Annotated in this window: 14 protein-coding genes and 1 other RNA gene; 7 read left to right on the forward strand and 8 right to left on the reverse strand. The window is 62.1% G+C overall.

The window, feature by feature from the left end:
* Positions 1 to 156 precede the first annotated feature (156 nt).
* The 3 genes from HEP69_RS03345 to HEP69_RS03355 all read right to left on the reverse strand — a co-directional run bounded on the left by HEP69_RS03345 (position 157) and on the right by HEP69_RS03355 (position 3140).
* On the reverse strand, positions 157 to 1317 hold the full coding sequence (locus HEP69_RS03345) for an acyl-CoA dehydrogenase family protein (RefSeq protein WP_290557105.1): 1161 nt from the start codon (positions 1315 to 1317) through the stop codon (positions 157 to 159).
* A gap of 72 nt (positions 1318 to 1389) precedes the next feature.
* Positions 1390 to 2388, reverse strand: coding sequence for a sterol desaturase family protein (locus tag HEP69_RS03350; protein WP_290557106.1), 999 nt, complete (start codon positions 2386 to 2388; stop codon positions 1390 to 1392).
* Positions 2385 to 3140: a class II aldolase and adducin N-terminal domain-containing protein gene (locus HEP69_RS03355; RefSeq protein WP_290557107.1), complete on the reverse strand. Its 756-nt coding sequence runs from the start codon at positions 3138 to 3140 to the stop codon at positions 2385 to 2387. Before HEP69_RS03355 ends, HEP69_RS03350 begins: the two co-directional genes overlap by 4 nt.
* Before the next feature lie 102 nt (positions 3141 to 3242).
* Between HEP69_RS03355 and HEP69_RS03360 the strand changes: the two genes are divergently transcribed.
* Entirely contained in the window at positions 3243 to 4142 is a 900-nt protein-coding gene (locus HEP69_RS03360; RefSeq protein WP_290557108.1) for a LysR substrate-binding domain-containing protein, read from the forward strand.
* Here the strand turns inward: HEP69_RS03360 and HEP69_RS03365 are convergent.
* The gene (locus HEP69_RS03365) at positions 4109 to 4531 is read right to left on the reverse strand and encodes a glyoxalase (RefSeq protein WP_290557220.1); all 423 of its coding nucleotides are present in this window, start codon (positions 4529 to 4531) and stop codon (positions 4109 to 4111) included. The genes HEP69_RS03360 and HEP69_RS03365 overlap by 34 nt on opposite strands.
* An 84-nt stretch (positions 4532 to 4615) precedes the next feature.
* Here HEP69_RS03365 and ade point away from each other — a divergent pair, with 84 nt between their 5' ends.
* From ade to HEP69_RS03380, 3 genes are all read left to right on the forward strand, one after another.
* Positions 4616 to 6418: an adenine deaminase gene (ade, locus tag HEP69_RS03370; protein ID WP_290557109.1), complete on the forward strand. Its 1803-nt coding sequence runs from the start codon at positions 4616 to 4618 to the stop codon at positions 6416 to 6418.
* Complete coding sequence (locus HEP69_RS03375; protein ID WP_290557110.1) at positions 6415 to 7875, forward strand: AMP nucleosidase; 1461 nt, start codon at positions 6415 to 6417, stop codon at positions 7873 to 7875. The genes ade and HEP69_RS03375 overlap by 4 nt, the downstream gene beginning before the upstream one ends.
* 130 nt (positions 7876 to 8005) lie before the next feature.
* A complete protein-coding gene (locus tag HEP69_RS03380; RefSeq protein WP_290557111.1) occupies positions 8006 to 8293 on the forward strand; it encodes an HU family DNA-binding protein in 288 nt (95 codons plus the stop codon).
* Between the two features lie 282 nt (positions 8294 to 8575).
* Here the strand turns inward: HEP69_RS03380 and ffs are convergent.
* Together ffs and HEP69_RS03390 are read right to left on the reverse strand one after the other, a co-directional pair.
* Positions 8576 to 8674, reverse strand: an RNA gene (gene ffs, locus HEP69_RS03385) — signal recognition particle sRNA small type.
* 46 nt (positions 8675 to 8720) lie between these two features.
* On the reverse strand, positions 8721 to 10508 hold the full coding sequence (locus HEP69_RS03390; RefSeq protein WP_290557112.1) for a 5'-nucleotidase C-terminal domain-containing protein: 1788 nt from the start codon (positions 10506 to 10508) through the stop codon (positions 8721 to 8723).
* Positions 10509 to 10756: 248 nt separating this feature from the next.
* On the opposite strand from HEP69_RS03390, the gene nudC reads away from it, so the two are divergent.
* Positions 10757 to 11737 (forward strand): NAD(+) diphosphatase, encoded by a 981-nt coding sequence (gene nudC, locus HEP69_RS03395; protein ID WP_290557113.1) that lies wholly within the window; start codon positions 10757 to 10759, stop codon positions 11735 to 11737.
* A gap of 42 nt (positions 11738 to 11779) precedes the next feature.
* Entirely contained in the window at positions 11780 to 12247 is a 468-nt protein-coding gene (locus tag HEP69_RS03400) for an SRPBCC family protein (protein WP_290557114.1), read from the forward strand.
* Positions 12248 to 12273: 26 nt separating this feature from the next.
* Here the strand turns inward: HEP69_RS03400 and HEP69_RS03405 are convergent, their stop codons facing one another.
* Both HEP69_RS03405 and HEP69_RS03410 read right to left on the reverse strand, forming a co-directional pair.
* Positions 12274 to 13716: a tannase/feruloyl esterase family alpha/beta hydrolase gene (locus HEP69_RS03405; RefSeq protein WP_290557115.1), complete on the reverse strand. Its 1443-nt coding sequence runs from the start codon at positions 13714 to 13716 to the stop codon at positions 12274 to 12276.
* Positions 13717 to 14030: 314 nt separating this feature from the next.
* Positions 14031 to 14876 (reverse strand): prephenate dehydratase, encoded by an 846-nt coding sequence (locus HEP69_RS03410; RefSeq protein ID WP_290557116.1) that lies wholly within the window; start codon positions 14874 to 14876, stop codon positions 14031 to 14033.
* A 119-nt stretch (positions 14877 to 14995) separates the two neighbouring features.
* Between HEP69_RS03410 and HEP69_RS03415 the strand changes: the two genes are divergently transcribed.
* Positions 14996 to 15502: a cytochrome c family protein gene (locus tag HEP69_RS03415; protein WP_290557117.1), complete on the forward strand. Its 507-nt coding sequence runs from the start codon at positions 14996 to 14998 to the stop codon at positions 15500 to 15502.
* Positions 15503 to 15805 lie beyond the last annotated feature (303 nt).

The following is a 15805-nucleotide window of genomic DNA, read 5'->3' on the forward strand; positions in this document are numbered from 1 at the left end:
CGATGACCGCGCCAGGAGAAGCATCGTCAGATGTTTCTTTGGACAGGGGAGGGTTACAGGCTCTCCCCTGCTTCTTCTGGCCAGAAATATTCCCGGGGAGTGTGAGGGGCTGGCCCCTCACATCGGTCAGATGGGCGCAGCCCATTCGAAACCGGTTCATGCCCCCAGCGCCCGAAGCAGATCGCGCGAGATGATGTGGCGCTGGATTTCACTTGTTCCGTCCCAGATCCGTTCGACCCGTGCATCCCGCCAGAATCGCTCCAGCGGGTAATCATCCATCAGTCCCATCCCGCCATGGATTTGGATCGCCGCATCGGTCACCCGCGCCAGCATCTCCGAGGCGTAAAGCTTGGCCGACGCGATTTCGCGATTGGCAGGCAGCCCCTTGTCCAGCCGGTCCGCCGCCGCCAGCGTCAAAAGATCGCCCGCATCGATCTCGGTGATCATGTCGGCGATCTGAAAGCTCACGCCCTGGAACTTGCCGATCTTCTGGCCGAACTGTTCGCGCTCGGCGGCGTAACGTAGCGCATAGTCAAAGACCCGCCGCGCGCGACCCACGCTCATCGTGGCCACCGTGACTCGGGTGGCGTAGAGCCAGGTGTTCATCACCTCGAATCCGCCATCGACCTCGCCCAGAACCTGCGCATCGGGCACCCGGCAGTCATCGAACTCGAGGATCATGTTCCTGTAGCCGCGATGGCTGACCGATTGATAGCCGTCGCGGATCGTGAAGCCGGGATGGCCGCGATCCACCAGGAAACAGGTGATGCGTTTTTTCGGACCGCGCGGTGTCTGATCCTCGCCCGTTGCGACAAACACGATCAGGAAATCGGCGTGATCCGCGCCGCTGATGAAATGCTTGGTCCCGTTGATCATCCAATCGCCACCATCGCGTATGGCGGCGCATTTCATCCCCCGCACGTCCGAACCCGCGCCCGGTTCGGTCATGGCCAGCGCGTCCATCCGCTCGCCCCGCACGGCGGGCATCAGATACCTTTCGATCTGCTCGCCCTCACATGCCATCAGGATATTCTGCGGCCGCCCAAAGAAGTGATTGAGCGCCATCGACCCGCGCCCCAGCTCTCGCTCGACCAACGCGAACGCGATATGGTTCAGCCCGGCGCAGCCGACGCTTTGAGGGAAGTTGCAGGCGTAAAACCCCAGATCGATCGTCTTTTGTTTGATCTCCCGCGCGATCTCCTGCGGAACCTCGCCGGTGCGCTCTACGATCTCTTCATGCGGATAGATCTCGTTTTCTACGAAACTCCGCACTGTGGCCGCGATCATCTCCTGCTCATCGGTCAGACCGTATTGCATCATCTTCTCCGCTTAAATGGCCGCTGCGACGGGCCTGACACCTATTTATGCTCCACCCTCAAGCGCGCAATTTCACCGGGTATACATCTGTGTCTTGCGCGCCCGCGTTTCGTCCGTCGCCCGGGCCGTGCCATCGTGATAGCTGCCGAACCAGCGATCCCAGGGCATCTCGACCGTGCCGTAGTTGCACTCGAAATACCGGTGATGGAGCTGGTGGAAGAACACGCCCATCTTGAGCTGCGGTTGATCCTTGACCATCAGATTCTCGAACCCCGAGTGGGAAAAGACCGGGTGCGTAGACTGGACATAGCCGTGAAACATCACGTGCAGCGGATGGCTGGGCACCACCAGATGGATCAGGAAATTGGTGTAAAAGAGCAGGTGTTCGATGGGGTGCATCGAAATACCCGACCACGGTCCGACATTGACGTTGCGGTGATGCAGCGCATGCGCCGCACGGTAGAGCGGCGGCCAATGCAGCAACCGATGCACCCAGTAAAAGTGAAAGCTCGACCAGATCGGCAGCAGAACGAACAGCGCCACGAACCAGACAGGGTTGTCGGGAAAGAGCAGACCGGGCGCAAAGCCGTTTGCCATCGCCCAGAAGACGCCGATCTGGGCCAGCGTCCACAGCGTGATGCCGCTGGCGATATGCCAGAACATGTTGTCCCAGACCTGATTGCCAAAGGTGAAACTGCCGTTCGAACGGTTCTGGTCACGCGGGTCGAACTTCCTCTGATCGTTTTGCCCTTTGCGCATGATCAGCCAGTAATGGAGCAGCCCTGCGCACAGGCATTGCGGCACCAGATTGGCCAGCCAGACGCGGATCATCCACCCGGCCTCAAGGCGTTGCATCGCCTCAAGCGGTGGCAGGATCATGAAATAGGCGACAAAGGCCAGCACCAGACACAGCGTGGTGGTTGACACCTCGAACCAATAGGCGCCGTACCAGCGCAGGATCTTTCCTATGCGCGGCGGCCATTGAAACAGCGGATTTTGCGCGATGGGCACCGGTGGGCGGTGGTTCCAACGGGCGGCCTCGCGGGCTTCGGGATCGTCGGGCAGGCTCATTGCGCGTAGTCCGATCCTTCATCGTCCAGAATGGCCTTGAGCTCGTCCAGATGGCGGGCGTCCTGTTCGGGATAGGCCTCCAGCTCGCGCGCGGTCTTTTCGGCGATCTCATCGGGCAGCACGCGCAGCGGCTGGCCGGTTTGCAAGGCACGGATATAGGTCTCGCAGGCGCGCTCAAAGTAATAGAGCCGGTTGAACGTCTCTGCCACGCTGTCGCCGATCACCATGATACCGTGATTGCCCATCACCATGACCTTTTTGCGGGGATCGTGAAACAGTTGGGCACAGCGTTCGCCCTCCTCCTCAAACGCCAGCCCGCCATAGGCCTCGTCGATCACCACACGGTCGTAAAACGTGGCGCAGTTCTGGTCGATGGGCGGCAGGCGGCTGTCCTGAAGGCTGGCCAGCACCGTGGCAAAGATCGAATGCACATGCATCGCACAGCGGGCATGCGCACAATGGCGATGCAATCCGCCATGCAGCCCCCAGGCGGTGGGGTCGGGCGCGTCCGGCCCTTCCAGCGTCTCGGGATCGTTGGCATCGACCACGATCAGATCGCTGGCCTTGATCCGGCTGAAATGACGCTGGTTGGGGTTCATCAGGAACCGCGTGCCATCCTCGTTGATCGACAGGCTGAAATGGTTGGCCACGGCCTCGTGCATGTTCAGCCGCGCGGTCCAGCGGAACGCGGCGGCCAGATCCACACGCTCGGCCCAATAATCCATGTTGGGGCGCAGTTCGGTGACGGTCATGGCATCCTCCGGTTTTGGCCAAGGGTGCCCTGGGGGGTCTTGCCTTGACCAACGAAAAAAACGCAGTCTCGGCATTAGCAAAACTTATGATAGGTTTATGTCATGCACCGCGATCTGCCGCCGCTGGGCTGGCTGCGCACATTCGAGGCCGCAGCCAGACAGCTCAGCTTCACCGGCGCCGCGCGCGATCTGAACATGACGCAGAGTGCCGTCAGCCAGCAGATCAAATCGCTGGAAGGTCATCTGGGCCGCGCGCTGTTTCATCGCCGCCCCCGTGCGCTGGAACTGACGCAGGCCGGGCGCACCTATCTGCCGATCGTGCGCGACGCCTTCGCCACGCTCAGGCAAGGCACCCGCATCGTGGTGGGCGAGACGCAACGCACGCTCAACATCCATTGCAACATGACCTTTGCGGTGCGGTGGCTGGCGCCGCGCCTGCCTCGGTTTCGCGCGATGCATCCCGGTCTGAGGCTCAATTTCATGGCCGAGATCTGGGAGCCGGACCGCCCCTCGGACGCAATCGACATCGAAATTCGGTTCGCTCTGCGCAAACCGCAGGGCATCCGGGCCGAACTGTTGCGCCGGGATGCGGTCTATCCGATCTGCGCGCCGGGCTATGAGGTGACGCTGGAGAGCCTGACCGATCAGCCGCTTTACGATTGCGCGAACCTGTTGTCGACCTGGGGGTACTGGGCGGAACAGCAGGCGCTGCGGTGGGAGGCGGTGCCGGTCACCTATGCCTCGACCTATACGTTCTGCCTGTCGGTGGTGGAGGCGGGGGGCGGTCTGATGCTGGGCCATGACGCGATTTGCAGCGATCTTCTGGCAAGGGGTCGCGTGGTCCGCCCCATTGACCACTCTGCGCCGATGGCGGAGGCCTATTACCTCATCCTCTCGCCGCAGGCCGATGAGATCCCCGGCGCGGCTGAGTTCGCAGCCTGGCTGCGGTCCGAGACGGCGGCGGATCTTCAGTCCTTGGGCCGAGAGGGCACCCAGGCATAGCCGTTTTCGCACAGGATATAGGCCTCGCGCAGGCCGTGCGGCTTGTCGGTGGGCTCTTGCAGCACCATTGCTCCGGCAGCGTGCGCCTTGGCCGTCGCGGTGTCGGGATCGGTGTCGTATAGCCGGATCTCCAGGCCTGCGCCGCGGGGCGGCTGTTCGGGCAGCAGCCCCAAAAGCGGGTTGGAATGATAGGTGCCGTCGCTGTGGATTTGGAACACATGATCCCCATAGGTGATTATGGCGAAATCCTCGGTCATCTGATGGGCGGTCAGGCCAAAGACCGCCTTTAGAAAGGCGCATTCGCCCCTGACGTCCCGCACCAGCAGGTTCAGCCCGATCCCCCGCAGGGACCGGCCAAAGCTGTCGGCATCAATCGAATCGTACTCCATGATGGCACCCTGCCCGCGCGGCAACCCCTTGCGCAATCCCAATTGGGGTGTTGCACCTGCCGCCAATCTCTGGAAAGTCGGATCATGGAGCATCGCACAGTCCCGTCCTGGCCCGATGTGGCCCCGAAACTCATCGCCACCGCCGCCGGGCGTGCGCCCGCCGATCTGGTGTTTCGTGGCGGGACTTGGGTCAATGTCCACTCGCGTGAGGTGCTGCGGGATCACGATATCGCGGTTGTCGCCGGGCGCATCGCCTATGTCGGCCCCGATGCCGGCCATTGTATCGGCGCGGGCACCGAGGTGGTCGAGGTGCGGGGCCGCTACATGGTCCCCGGTCTGTGCGACGGGCATATGCATATCGAAAGCGGCATGCTGACCCCTGCCGAATTTGCCCGCGCGGTGATCCCGCACGGCACCACCACGATGTTCACCGATCCTCATGAGATCGCCAATGTGCTGGGGCTGGACGGCGTGCGGATGATGCATGACGAGGCGCTGATGCAGCCCGTCAATATTTTTACCCAGATGCCCTCCTGCGCGCCCTCGGCCCCGGGGCTGGAGACGACAGGGTATGAGATCACGCCCGATGACGTGGCCGAGGCGATGTCCTGGCCCGGCATCATCGGGCTTGGCGAGATGATGAATTTCCCCGGTGTCGCCAATGCCGACCCCAAGATGCTGGCTGAGATCGCCGCGACCCAGCGGGCGGGCAAGACGGTGGGCGGGCATTATGCTTCCCCCGATCTGGGACCGGATTTCGCCGCCTATGTGGCCGGTGGCCCGGCGGATGATCACGAAGGCACCTGCGAGGCCGATGCCATCGCACGCGTGCGCCAGGGCATGCGCTCGATGATGCGGCTGGGCAGTGCCTGGTACGATGTCGAGCGCCAGATCACCGCGATCACGGAAAAAGGTCTCGACCCGCGCAACTTCATTCTTTGTACCGATGATTGTCATTCCGGCACGCTGGTGAATGACGGCCACATGAACCGCGTGGTGCGCCACGCGATTGCCTGCGGCTGCGACCCGCTGGTGGCGCTGCAAATGGCCACGATCAACACGGCCACCCATTTCGGGCTGGAGCGGGAGCTGGGATCGCTTGCGCCGGGGCGCCGGGCGGATGTGATCCTGACCTCGGATCTGACCGAATTGCCCATCGAACAGGTCTGGGCGCGGGGGGCTCTGGTTGCGCAAAACGGTACCTGTCTGGCAACGTGCCCGCATTACGACTGGCCCGATGCGGCGCGGCGCACCGTACGGGTCAAACAGGCGCTGACACGGGACGATTTTGCAGTCTCCGCACCGCAGGGGGCGAATGCCGTGCGCGCAAATGTCATCGGGGTGGTTGAAAACCAGGCGCCCACCAAAGCGCTGCAAAAGGAGCTGACCGTCAATGACGGGCTGGTCGAAAGCCAGGGGGACACCTGTCAGATCGCACTTGTCGAACGGCACCGCGCGACGGGCGGGGTGACCAATGCGTTTGTCTCAGGCTTCACCTACCAGGGGCGCATGGCCATGGCCTCCACCGTGGCCCATGACAGTCACCATATGATCGTCGTTGGCACGGATCGGGATCAGATGGCCTTGGCCGCCAACCGTCTGGCGCAGGTCGGTGGCGGGATCACGATCTTCCGGGACGGCGCGGAGCTGGCGCTGGTCGAGCTGCCCATTGCGGGTCTGATGTCCGACAGCCCGGCTGCGGATGTCGCGGCCAAGGCGGACCGAATGGTGCAGGCGATGATCGACTGCGGATGCACCCTCAACAATGCGTATATGCAACATTCGTTGTTGGCGCTCGTCGTGATCCCGGAACTGCGCATCTCGGACAAAGGGCTGATCGATGTGCGCCTGTTTCGGGAAATCCCCGTGTTCGAGCCGCTGTCATGACCATCAAATCCCCTGACATTCCCGGTTCTGAGACCTTCGCCTCGGCCGAGGCTGCCGTCGCCCGGCTGGAAGAGCTCTATCAGACTGCAACCGAGTTCCTGTGCCGGGAGTTCGTGACCGTGATCGAGAACGGTGCACCTGGCCATCGCATCCGCGCCTTTTACCCTGAGGTGCGCCTGACCACCTCGACTTTTGCGCAGGTCGATACACGGCTCAGCTTTGGCCACGTGGCCGAGCCCGGGACCTATACTGCAACAATCACGCGGCCCGATCTTTTCCGTCATTATCTGACGCAACAGATTGGTCTGCTGATCCGCAACCACGCCCAACCGGTAACCATCGGCGCTTCGACCACGCCGATCCCGGTGCATTTCGCGGTGGCCAATGATACCAGCATCAGCGTTCCGCAGGAAGGGGCGACCGAGTTTACACTGCGCGATATCTTTGACGTGCCGGACCTGTCGACCACCAATGACGATATCGTCAACGGCACCTATGCCGCGCCCGACGGCACCGGCGCGCTGGCCCCGTTCACTGCCCAGCGGATCGATTACTCGCTGGCGCGGCTGACCCATTACACCGCAACCGACCCCGGGTATTTCCAGAACCATGTCCTGTTCACCAACTACCAGTTCTATGTGGAGGAGTTCGAGGCCTATGCCCGCGCGCAGCTTGCGAATCCAGACAGCGGCTATGACGCCTTTGTCAGCACCGGCAATGCCCGCATCACCGATCCCGAAACACCGATCAGCCAGCCGCTGAAACTGCCGCAAATGCCGTCCTATCACCTGACGCGGCCCGACGGGAACGGGATCACGCTGGTCAATATCGGGGTGGGGCCGTCGAACGCCAAGACGGCGACGGACCATATCGCGGTGCTGCGTCCGCATGCCTGGCTGATGGTGGGCCATTGCGCGGGGCTGCGCAATTCGCAGGCCTTGGGCGATTTCGTACTGGCCCATGCCTATCTGCGCGAAGATCACGTTCTGGATGACGACCTGCCGGTCTGGACCCCGATCCCCGCCCTGGCCGAGATCCAGATCGCGTTGGAGCAGGCCGTGGCCGAGGTGACCCAACTCGAAGGATATGACCTCAAACGGGTGATGCGCACCGGCACCGTGGCCACCATCGACAATCGCAACTGGGAACTGCGCGATCAATCCGGCCCGGTGAAACGGCTGAGCCAATCGCGTGCCATCGCGCTGGATATGGAAAGTGCCACGATTGCGGCAAACGGATATCGGTTCCGGGTGCCCTATGGCACGCTTTTGTGCGTCTCCGACAAGCCGCTGCATGGGGAGCTGAAACTGCCCGGAATGGCCTCGGATTTCTACAAGACGCAAGTGGCACGGCATCTGATGATCGGGATCCGCGCGATGGAAACGCTACGGGGCATGCCGCTGGAGCGGGTTCACAGTCGGAAATTGCGGTCTTTCGACGAAACGGCCTTCCTTTGACGGCAAGATTCCCCCACGAAACGGCGTTTTTCCCTTGCAAACGCCCACTATTCGTTGTGTTGATCTACCATATACCGTTATGATCACGGAACGAGGCCCCATATTCGGGCAGACGAAGGAGACCAGAAAAATGGCAAAACCAATGACCAAAACCCAACTCGTCGCCGCACTGGCCGAAGAAATGGGCACCGACAAGAAATCCGCGGGCGCAGCCCTGGATGCAATCACCGGCATCATCACCAAGGAAGTGTCCGGCGGCGGCGCGGTGACCCTTCCAGGTGTCGGCAAGATCTATTGCCGAGAGCGCCCAGAGCGCATGGTGCGCAACCCCGCCACCGGCGAACAGTTCAAGAAGGAAGCTGACAAGGTGGTCAAGATGACCATCGCCAAGGCTCTGAAAGACAGCGTGAACGGCTGATCGCAGCCACGCACTGCGTCTATGGAGGGTCGTCCCAAAGGGCGGCCCTTTTTTTTGCCGTATAATCGGAATGGGGATGGCACTTTGAGACCGTTCCAACGGATCCTTGGCGCCACCACTGGTCCGCAAAGTCGCACCGATGGTGGCACCGCCGATCTATAAGGCGTGGCTAGGAGCCTAAGAAGATCTGCGCGTTACCCAAATTCGCTTGCTGTGTTCGGATCACGCTCCATCAGGTGGGCCAACCTGGGGTACATGCAAGAGCCGGGTGAACACTGCGAGGGGTGAGAGGCTGGACAACGACCCAAGCGAGGCTCGTTACGGCTGCTTCCTTCCGGATCTGACCGGGTTGGCGAGGTGCCTGCCCGCGCCAACCTCTCAGAACTGCATATAGATACCCGCCGTCGGCTTGGCAAGCGTCCGGTTGTCAAAGCCGCAGGCGCAGCCGCTCGAACCCGTTTGCGTCCAGGCCATCGCTGCCGCAGTTGATGTCCGATATCTCGCCCAGATAGGGCGCGGCCCCTGGTCCGGTGGCGACAATCACTTCCGCACCCGGGATCGGATTGAACTGACAGGGGGACCGAAAGGCCCGGTCCGCAAACCGGTTCTGGTCGAGATACTCCAGCAGGCATTGCCGGACCAACAGGTTGGGAATCGCGAACCGTGTGGCGCGTTCCAGGGCGCGGACATTGCCACCGCCATTGGCCCGGTAACTGCTCAGCGCCACGGCAAACCGATGCTCCGGCCTCACGTCCCGTCCTCGATAGCGCAGAGAGGTCAACCTGCGATGCCCGGGATCCACCAGGACACCATCCTCGCCGAACCGGGACGGCCGGGTCAGATCCAGCGTGTACTCAACTCCGTAGAAAAGATCGCTGCCATGGGCGGGACGATCGGGGTTCAGCAGGATCTGCCCGCCCCGCCCAGGTGCGATGGTGTTAAAGAGCCCCGCCGACATCTCGATCCAATCTGCCAGGTCGGTGCCGGTGACGATCACCGCGGCCAGACGGTTGGGAAAAATGCACAGGTCAAAGACATGGCGCAGGTTCAGCGGGCCAGCGGGTATGTCGACATAGTTCTCGGGTCCGCCGCGTCCGCCCATCTTGGCCGGGGCAACCGCGCTGAGCAGTGGCAGGTCGTCGGGCACGCAGCCAAGGGCACGCAGGGCATGTGCTTTGGCTCCTGCAACCAACTCAAGGGCAGGCGAGGGGGCAAGAAATCCGAAATAGCTGTGCAACGGTACGGGGGTGTATCCCACCCTCCGCGAGAGCCAGACGCGCGTGGCGCGATGCAGCGGATCGGTGATGCGGGTGACATCCGCGTCTTCGCCCGCATGGGTTGGATCCAGCCTTGCCTGCCCTGACGCCACCGCCCAGCCGCCGGTCGCGGTTCGGGCCAGATCAAGATCGATCACTCCCAGATGCGCTCCGCCTACGCCGGGCATCACCACCGGTGTGCCGTTCAGCAGACCGCGCGCTGTATCGGACCCGACGGGCGCTCCCGGGTCGGGCAGGCGCAGATGGGTATGGCCTCCGACGATGGCATCAAGACCGTCCAGCGTGGACAGCGGCCAGAGTGCGTTTTCCTGTCCAGGCTTTTCGTGGCGTTCCCCCAAGCCGGTATGGGCCAATGCGACAATCACGTCGCAGCCGCATTCTTGCAGTGCGGCGATGGCGGTCCGAGCGGTCTGGGTGATGTCGTCGATCGCGACCCGGCCTGCCAGATGGTCGGCATCCCAGATCAGGGTCTGGGGTGGCAGAACGGAAAACACACCAACCCGCAGGGGCGATCCTTGCAATACCCGGTCGAACACTGTCCAGCGTTCGACCGGCAGGCTGCCGCCATCCAGGCGCCGCGCATTCGCACACAAGATCGGTAACGGCGCGCCCTCAAGACTGGCGCTGAGGTGGTCGAGGTCGAAATTGAAATCGTGATTGCCAAGGCCCGCCGCGTCATAGGTCATCAGATCGAGAGCGCGATAGAAGATATGCGGCCCGTCATCGGCGGCGATGGCCTGTTCGTCCAAAGGCGTGCCTTGCAGGCTGTCGCCGTTATCCAAGGTCAAAACGATATGTCCCTGGGCCTCGGCCTTGGCGCGCTTTCTGCGGATCAATGTTGCCAGACGCGCCATCCCGGCGCCCTCGGTCTTGCGGTCGGTATAGTAGTCAAAGCTGCGCAGCTGCATGTGCAGATCCGAACTGGCGAGGATGCGCAACCGCCCGCCGTTCCTGGCCGTGAGCGGCGGGCCATGGTCCGCGCGCGCATCTGCTATGTGGCGATCATGTTGCAGCTAGATGTCCTCTTCAGCTGGCTGTCGCTCTGTCTTCCACAACACAGCAACTTTGAGTTGTTTTCAAGTGCCGTCATGCCGCATGGGGTATTGGTCGTTGCGATGGCCGCCCTGGGGCCATTGAATCGTCGGACGGCCCGTGCCAATGCTGCCCGACACGCAGGAGAGAGATCGTGAAACTGGCGGAAACCGTGACATTCGGAGGCAGCGGACTGGACCGCGCGGCCCATTTGCGCAGCGATGCCGAGGCGTTGCTGCGCATGCAGTCGGATACTGGGGCCCGATGTTTGCCGGTCTGGCGCGGCAAGCCGCTGCTGCGCGGCACGGCGCTGGCGGATCTGGCGCTTCTGCCCATCGATCATCCGGTTCTGGTGGCGGAGGTGGGCACGCGCGATGCGCTCCTGTTTCTGGGACTCGATGAAACAGGCGGGCCGTTATTCGCCGCCGACTTTTCCACATGGGAACCGGAGTACCTGGATGCCGAGGCGCTGGGTCTTTTTCTGGACCCCAGCGAACAGCGGCACCCTGATCTGCCCCAAGATCATGCCTTTGCCGAGCTGCGCCGTATGATGACCCGTCTGAGCCCACGCGCAGCCGAGATCGCGGCAACGGCCAAGGCGATCATCGGTTGGCACCAGACGCACGGTTTCTGCGCCCGCTGCGGCACCCGCAGCGATCTCGCGCAGGCGGGATGGCAACGCATCTGCCCGGCCTGCAAGAGCCATCACTTCCCGCGCACAGACCCGGTAGTGATCATGTTGATCACCCATGGCGCGTCGGTGTTGATGGGCCGCTCGCCCGGCTGGCCCGAAGGCATGTACTCCCTGCTGGCGGGGTTTGTCGAACCCGGAGAGACGCTGGAAGCTGCGGTCCGGCGGGAGGTATTCGAAGAAACCGCCGTCACAGTCGGTCCCGTCGGCTATCTGGCAAGCCAGCCATGGCCCTTTCCGGCGTCGCTGATGTTTGGATGCGCGGGCGAGGCGACAAGCCGCGAGATCACCATTGACCCGCGGGAAATCGACGATGCGATCTGGGTCACCCGCGACGAGATGATGACCGCATTCGCAGGCCAGCACCCCATTATCAAACCTGCCAGAAAAGGCTCGATTGCGCATTTTTTGCTGAGGAACTGGCTTGCGGACAGGCTGGATTGACGGCAAGCTTTCCCATTCCTAAAAAAACCCGGGGCACGCAGTATGAAGTTGTCTACCAAGGAAGATGTCGAAGCACCGATTGCGACCGTCTTTGGGATGCTGTCGGATTTCGAGATGTTCGAACGCTCAGCGATCCGGCGTGGAGCGGAGGTGCATCGCGTGGGCGAACATGAGGCCCCCGAGGTTGGCCTAGCCTGGGAGGCCAGCTTTTCCATGCGCGGCAAAGAGCGGTCTGCCCGGGTGGAACTGACCCAATACACACCGCCCAGCGACATGGTCTTCGAAAGCAGATCCAGCGGTCTGATCACGCTTCTCGAGATCGAGTTGATGCCCCTGTCCCCCAGACGGACACGGGTCGCGGTGTCGGCGCAGTTCAAACCCAGCACCTTGCCTGCCAGGCTTTTCGTGCAGTCGATGAAACTGGCCAAGTCCAACCTGAGCAAGCGCTTCAAGCTGCGTGTGGCCGATTACGCCAAGGATATCGAGGATCGGGCAAGCCGCATCGCGTGACCACGAAACGGCCAGTTGTCCGGTGGTCAATCGCCGACAAGAATGGAGCTGGGTGCAGTTCCGGTTTCCATCCAGCGTTCCAGGGCCGTCATGGGATCAATCCCTGCCTGCGATATTCCGCCCGGCCCGGGCAGGATCCCGCAATGATCGACCCCCGGGAGCATGAAAAGGGCGACATTTTCCTGTAAAATCGCCTCACCGCCTGCCATGTCAGCCGCCCGGTCATACCAATCGACCGTCTTGAAAGGTGTGACGATCGAATCGCCCCACCCATGCCAGACGATCATCTTGCCGCCTGCCGCGCGGAAGGCCGAAATATCGGGATTGTCCGCGTTATAGACCCGGCCCATCGGTTCCAGCAGCGCGGGATCGGTCTCAAAATCGAACTGCTGGGGGGTCCAACTGGCTCCGGGATCGTCCGCAAAGGCCATGTAGGCCCCGAAATTGGTGGTAAAGGCGTTCACCAGTTTGCCACCGCCATCGGCATTGCCGGTCAGCCACAGCCACCAGAACGGTTCGGATCCAGCGGGAACTCCGCCGGGATACAACTGCTCGCCCGCCGCGTTCACCGGGCCGTGGCGCCATTTGGCGATCACCTCCAGTTCGGCATCGGTCAGGCAATCCGCGCCTGCCGCACCGCTGCATTGCAGGGCGGTGAGGTCCGCGTTGCAACTGCGCGGGTCCGAGATCAGGCCGTCCTCTGCTCCGTCGAGCCCATCGCAGGCCGCCATCACTGCGTCGCCAATCAGCAGCTCCTTGCCGGGTTTCAGGATCGGCTGACCATCCGCCCCGGTATTGGCCTGCATCAGATAGCTCATCTTGGTGCCTACCAGCCCGGTGTAATCCATCGCGGGCGCGCCCGAGATAATGCCCTGGAACATCTCAGGGTATCTCAGAGCGGCCATATGCGCCATGCGCCCGCCGGTAGAGCAGCCCTGAAAGATCGCCTCTTCAGTCGTGCTGCCGTAAAACGCCGTGATCATCGATTGCGCGACCCGGTGGGTTTCGCCAATCGACCGCCAGCCCCAATCTCGTTCGGCATGCGGATTATCCGCCGCCCAGCCCGCATCCAGCACCGACAGGCCATGATGACCGCTATCTGAAGTTGCCGTGGCATAGCCGCGTTCCAGCCCCGGCCGCATAGCGTTCACCCAACCCGCGGCCGCATCCGCACGCCCCAGGATGCCACAAAACCCGCCGCACCCGGCCTGATAGTATTTGCCGTTCCACCCTTCCATCGGCAGGCGCACCTCGATCGAGATGGCAGGCAAGGCCGTGGCACGTACCTCGCAATACGCGGGCAGAGCGTCGGTTGCCTCGACCACGCGGGCCGAGGTGACAAACCCCGACGCCAGGGCGGTGTTGTGCAGCGCTGCGCAGCTCTCGTCGCCCTGTGCCCAGGATGGGCTGGCAACACCGCTGAGGGCAAGAGCGACTGGTAGGAACAGGACGGATCTGGCGGAACGCATCGGTTTTCTCCCTAAGATTGTGACGCCAGGATCAAAGAAAACGCGGCTTGCGTAAACCCCTCACGGCGTCTGGTTGCATCCGCGCGCCTCATCGGATTTTTCTCTAAGCAGCTGATTGGGCGCCGCCACCGATGTCGGAATGCCGGACTGCTCCACTTTGAAGCTCGAGACAGATCCCCGTGCAGTGCCGACCGCCGACCAAACCAACTGTCCACGGTTTGCCCGACGCTTGGTCGGTTTTGCAAGGACATGCGGATCGTCGACAGACGAAGCGCGCGCCGTTCAGGCTCAGGTATCGTGATCCAGGCGCGGATCTAATGGCGCCCCGGATCTGCCGGATAGACGCCGAGGATCTTTACGTTGGTGGTAAAGTAATCCAGTTCGTCCAGCGCACGTTTCACGGCCGGATCGTCGGGGTGCCCTTCGATATCGGCATAGAACTGCGTGGCGGTAAAGGTTCCGCCCACCATATAGCTTTCCAGCTTTGTCATGTTCACGCCATTGGTGGCAAACCCGCCCATCGCTTTGTACAGCGCCGCGGGAATGTTGCGCACCTGAAAGACAAACGAGGTGATCATGCCATCGGTGCCGCGCCGGGACCGGTCTGCGTCGCGCGACATAATCAGAAACCGTGTGGTGTTGTTGCCGTGATCCTCGATATGGCGCGCCAGGACGTCCAACCCATAGATCTCGCCGGCCAGTTCGCTGGCCAGCGCCGCGATCTTGGGATTGGCCAGCTCGGCCACATGGCGGGCCGATCCGGCAGTATCGGCGCCAATGATCCGGTGAATGCCATGGTCCGCCAGGAATTCCTTGCACTGACCCAACAGCACCGTGTGGCTCATCGCCTGTTCAATAGCATGCAGCTTTGTCCCAGGCACGGCCAGCAGGTTGATATGCACGCGCACGAACGCTTCATCGATGATGTGCAGACCACTTGCGGGCAACAGGGAATGGATGTCGGCCACCCGGCCATAGGTCGAGTTCTCGACCGGCAGCATGCCCAGGTCCGCCTGACCGCTGCGCACGGCTTCGATCGCATCTTCGAACGTCCGGCAGGGCATGGCCTCCATCTCGGGGCGGGCCTCGTGGCAGGCCTGATGGCTATAGGCGCCAGGTTCCCCCTGAAAGGCGATGCGGGCGATTTTGCCGGAGGTCATTTGATGTCCTTCAGGGTATTTAAACGAAATGGGCGTTTGGTCGCGGTGTCTATTACTTGCGACTCCCCTAGGGAATCAATAGATACCCGCGCAAACGGATCATAGGGAACGTGCGAACGATGCTGGATACGATGACCTTCACCAAAGCCGCCGCTGGCTTGTTCGGGGCACTTTTGGTGTTTTTGCTGGGCAGCTGGGCAGCGGAGGAGCTTTACTCCGTCGAATCGCACGGCCAACAAGCCTATGTGATCGAAGTCGATGATGGCAGCGCCGAAACCGCCGAGGTTGAAGAGGTTGATTTTGCGACCGTCCTGGCATCCGCCGAAGTGGACAAAGGCGCGCGTCTGTTCCGCCAATGCAGCGCCTGCCACAAGCTTGAGCAGGGCGCGAACGGCACGGGTCCTTATCTCTATGCCATCGTGGGCCGCCCCAAAGCATCGTCTGAAGGGTTCGGGTATTCCGACGCGCTGGCCTCGCTCGACGGTGTTTGGACACCGGAAAACCTCAGCGATTTCCTTGAAAGCCCGCGCAACTATGCGCCGGGCACCTCGATGAGCTATTCCGGCATGCGCAAGATCGAAGATCGCGCCAATCTGATCGCCTATCTCGACAGTCTCGACGACTGAGCACGGGAAGATTGATACAAGAAGGGCCGTTGCAACCCGCAGCGGCCTTTTTCATGTGCAGATAGGCCTGAGCCGATCGTCCTGACCGGCGCGGCGACGGTTTGCTCAGGCGCCGTCCGGCCAAGGTCTGGTCCGGCCTCCTGCTTCTTCTGGCTCAAAATATTCCCGGAGCGCGAGGCAGAGCCTCGCATCGCGCGTAGCGCGAGAAAAAGCGCAGGATGCTGTCGATCACCTGCCGCTCGCGCCATATCACGTATTCTCAACTTGAAGCTTGGCTTGGCTGCCGATTACCATACATCCTTC

Origin of the sequence: Aestuariivita sp., assembly GCF_021404545.1 — a bacterium.
Lineage (GTDB): Bacteria > Pseudomonadota > Alphaproteobacteria > Rhodobacterales > Rhodobacteraceae > Aestuariivita.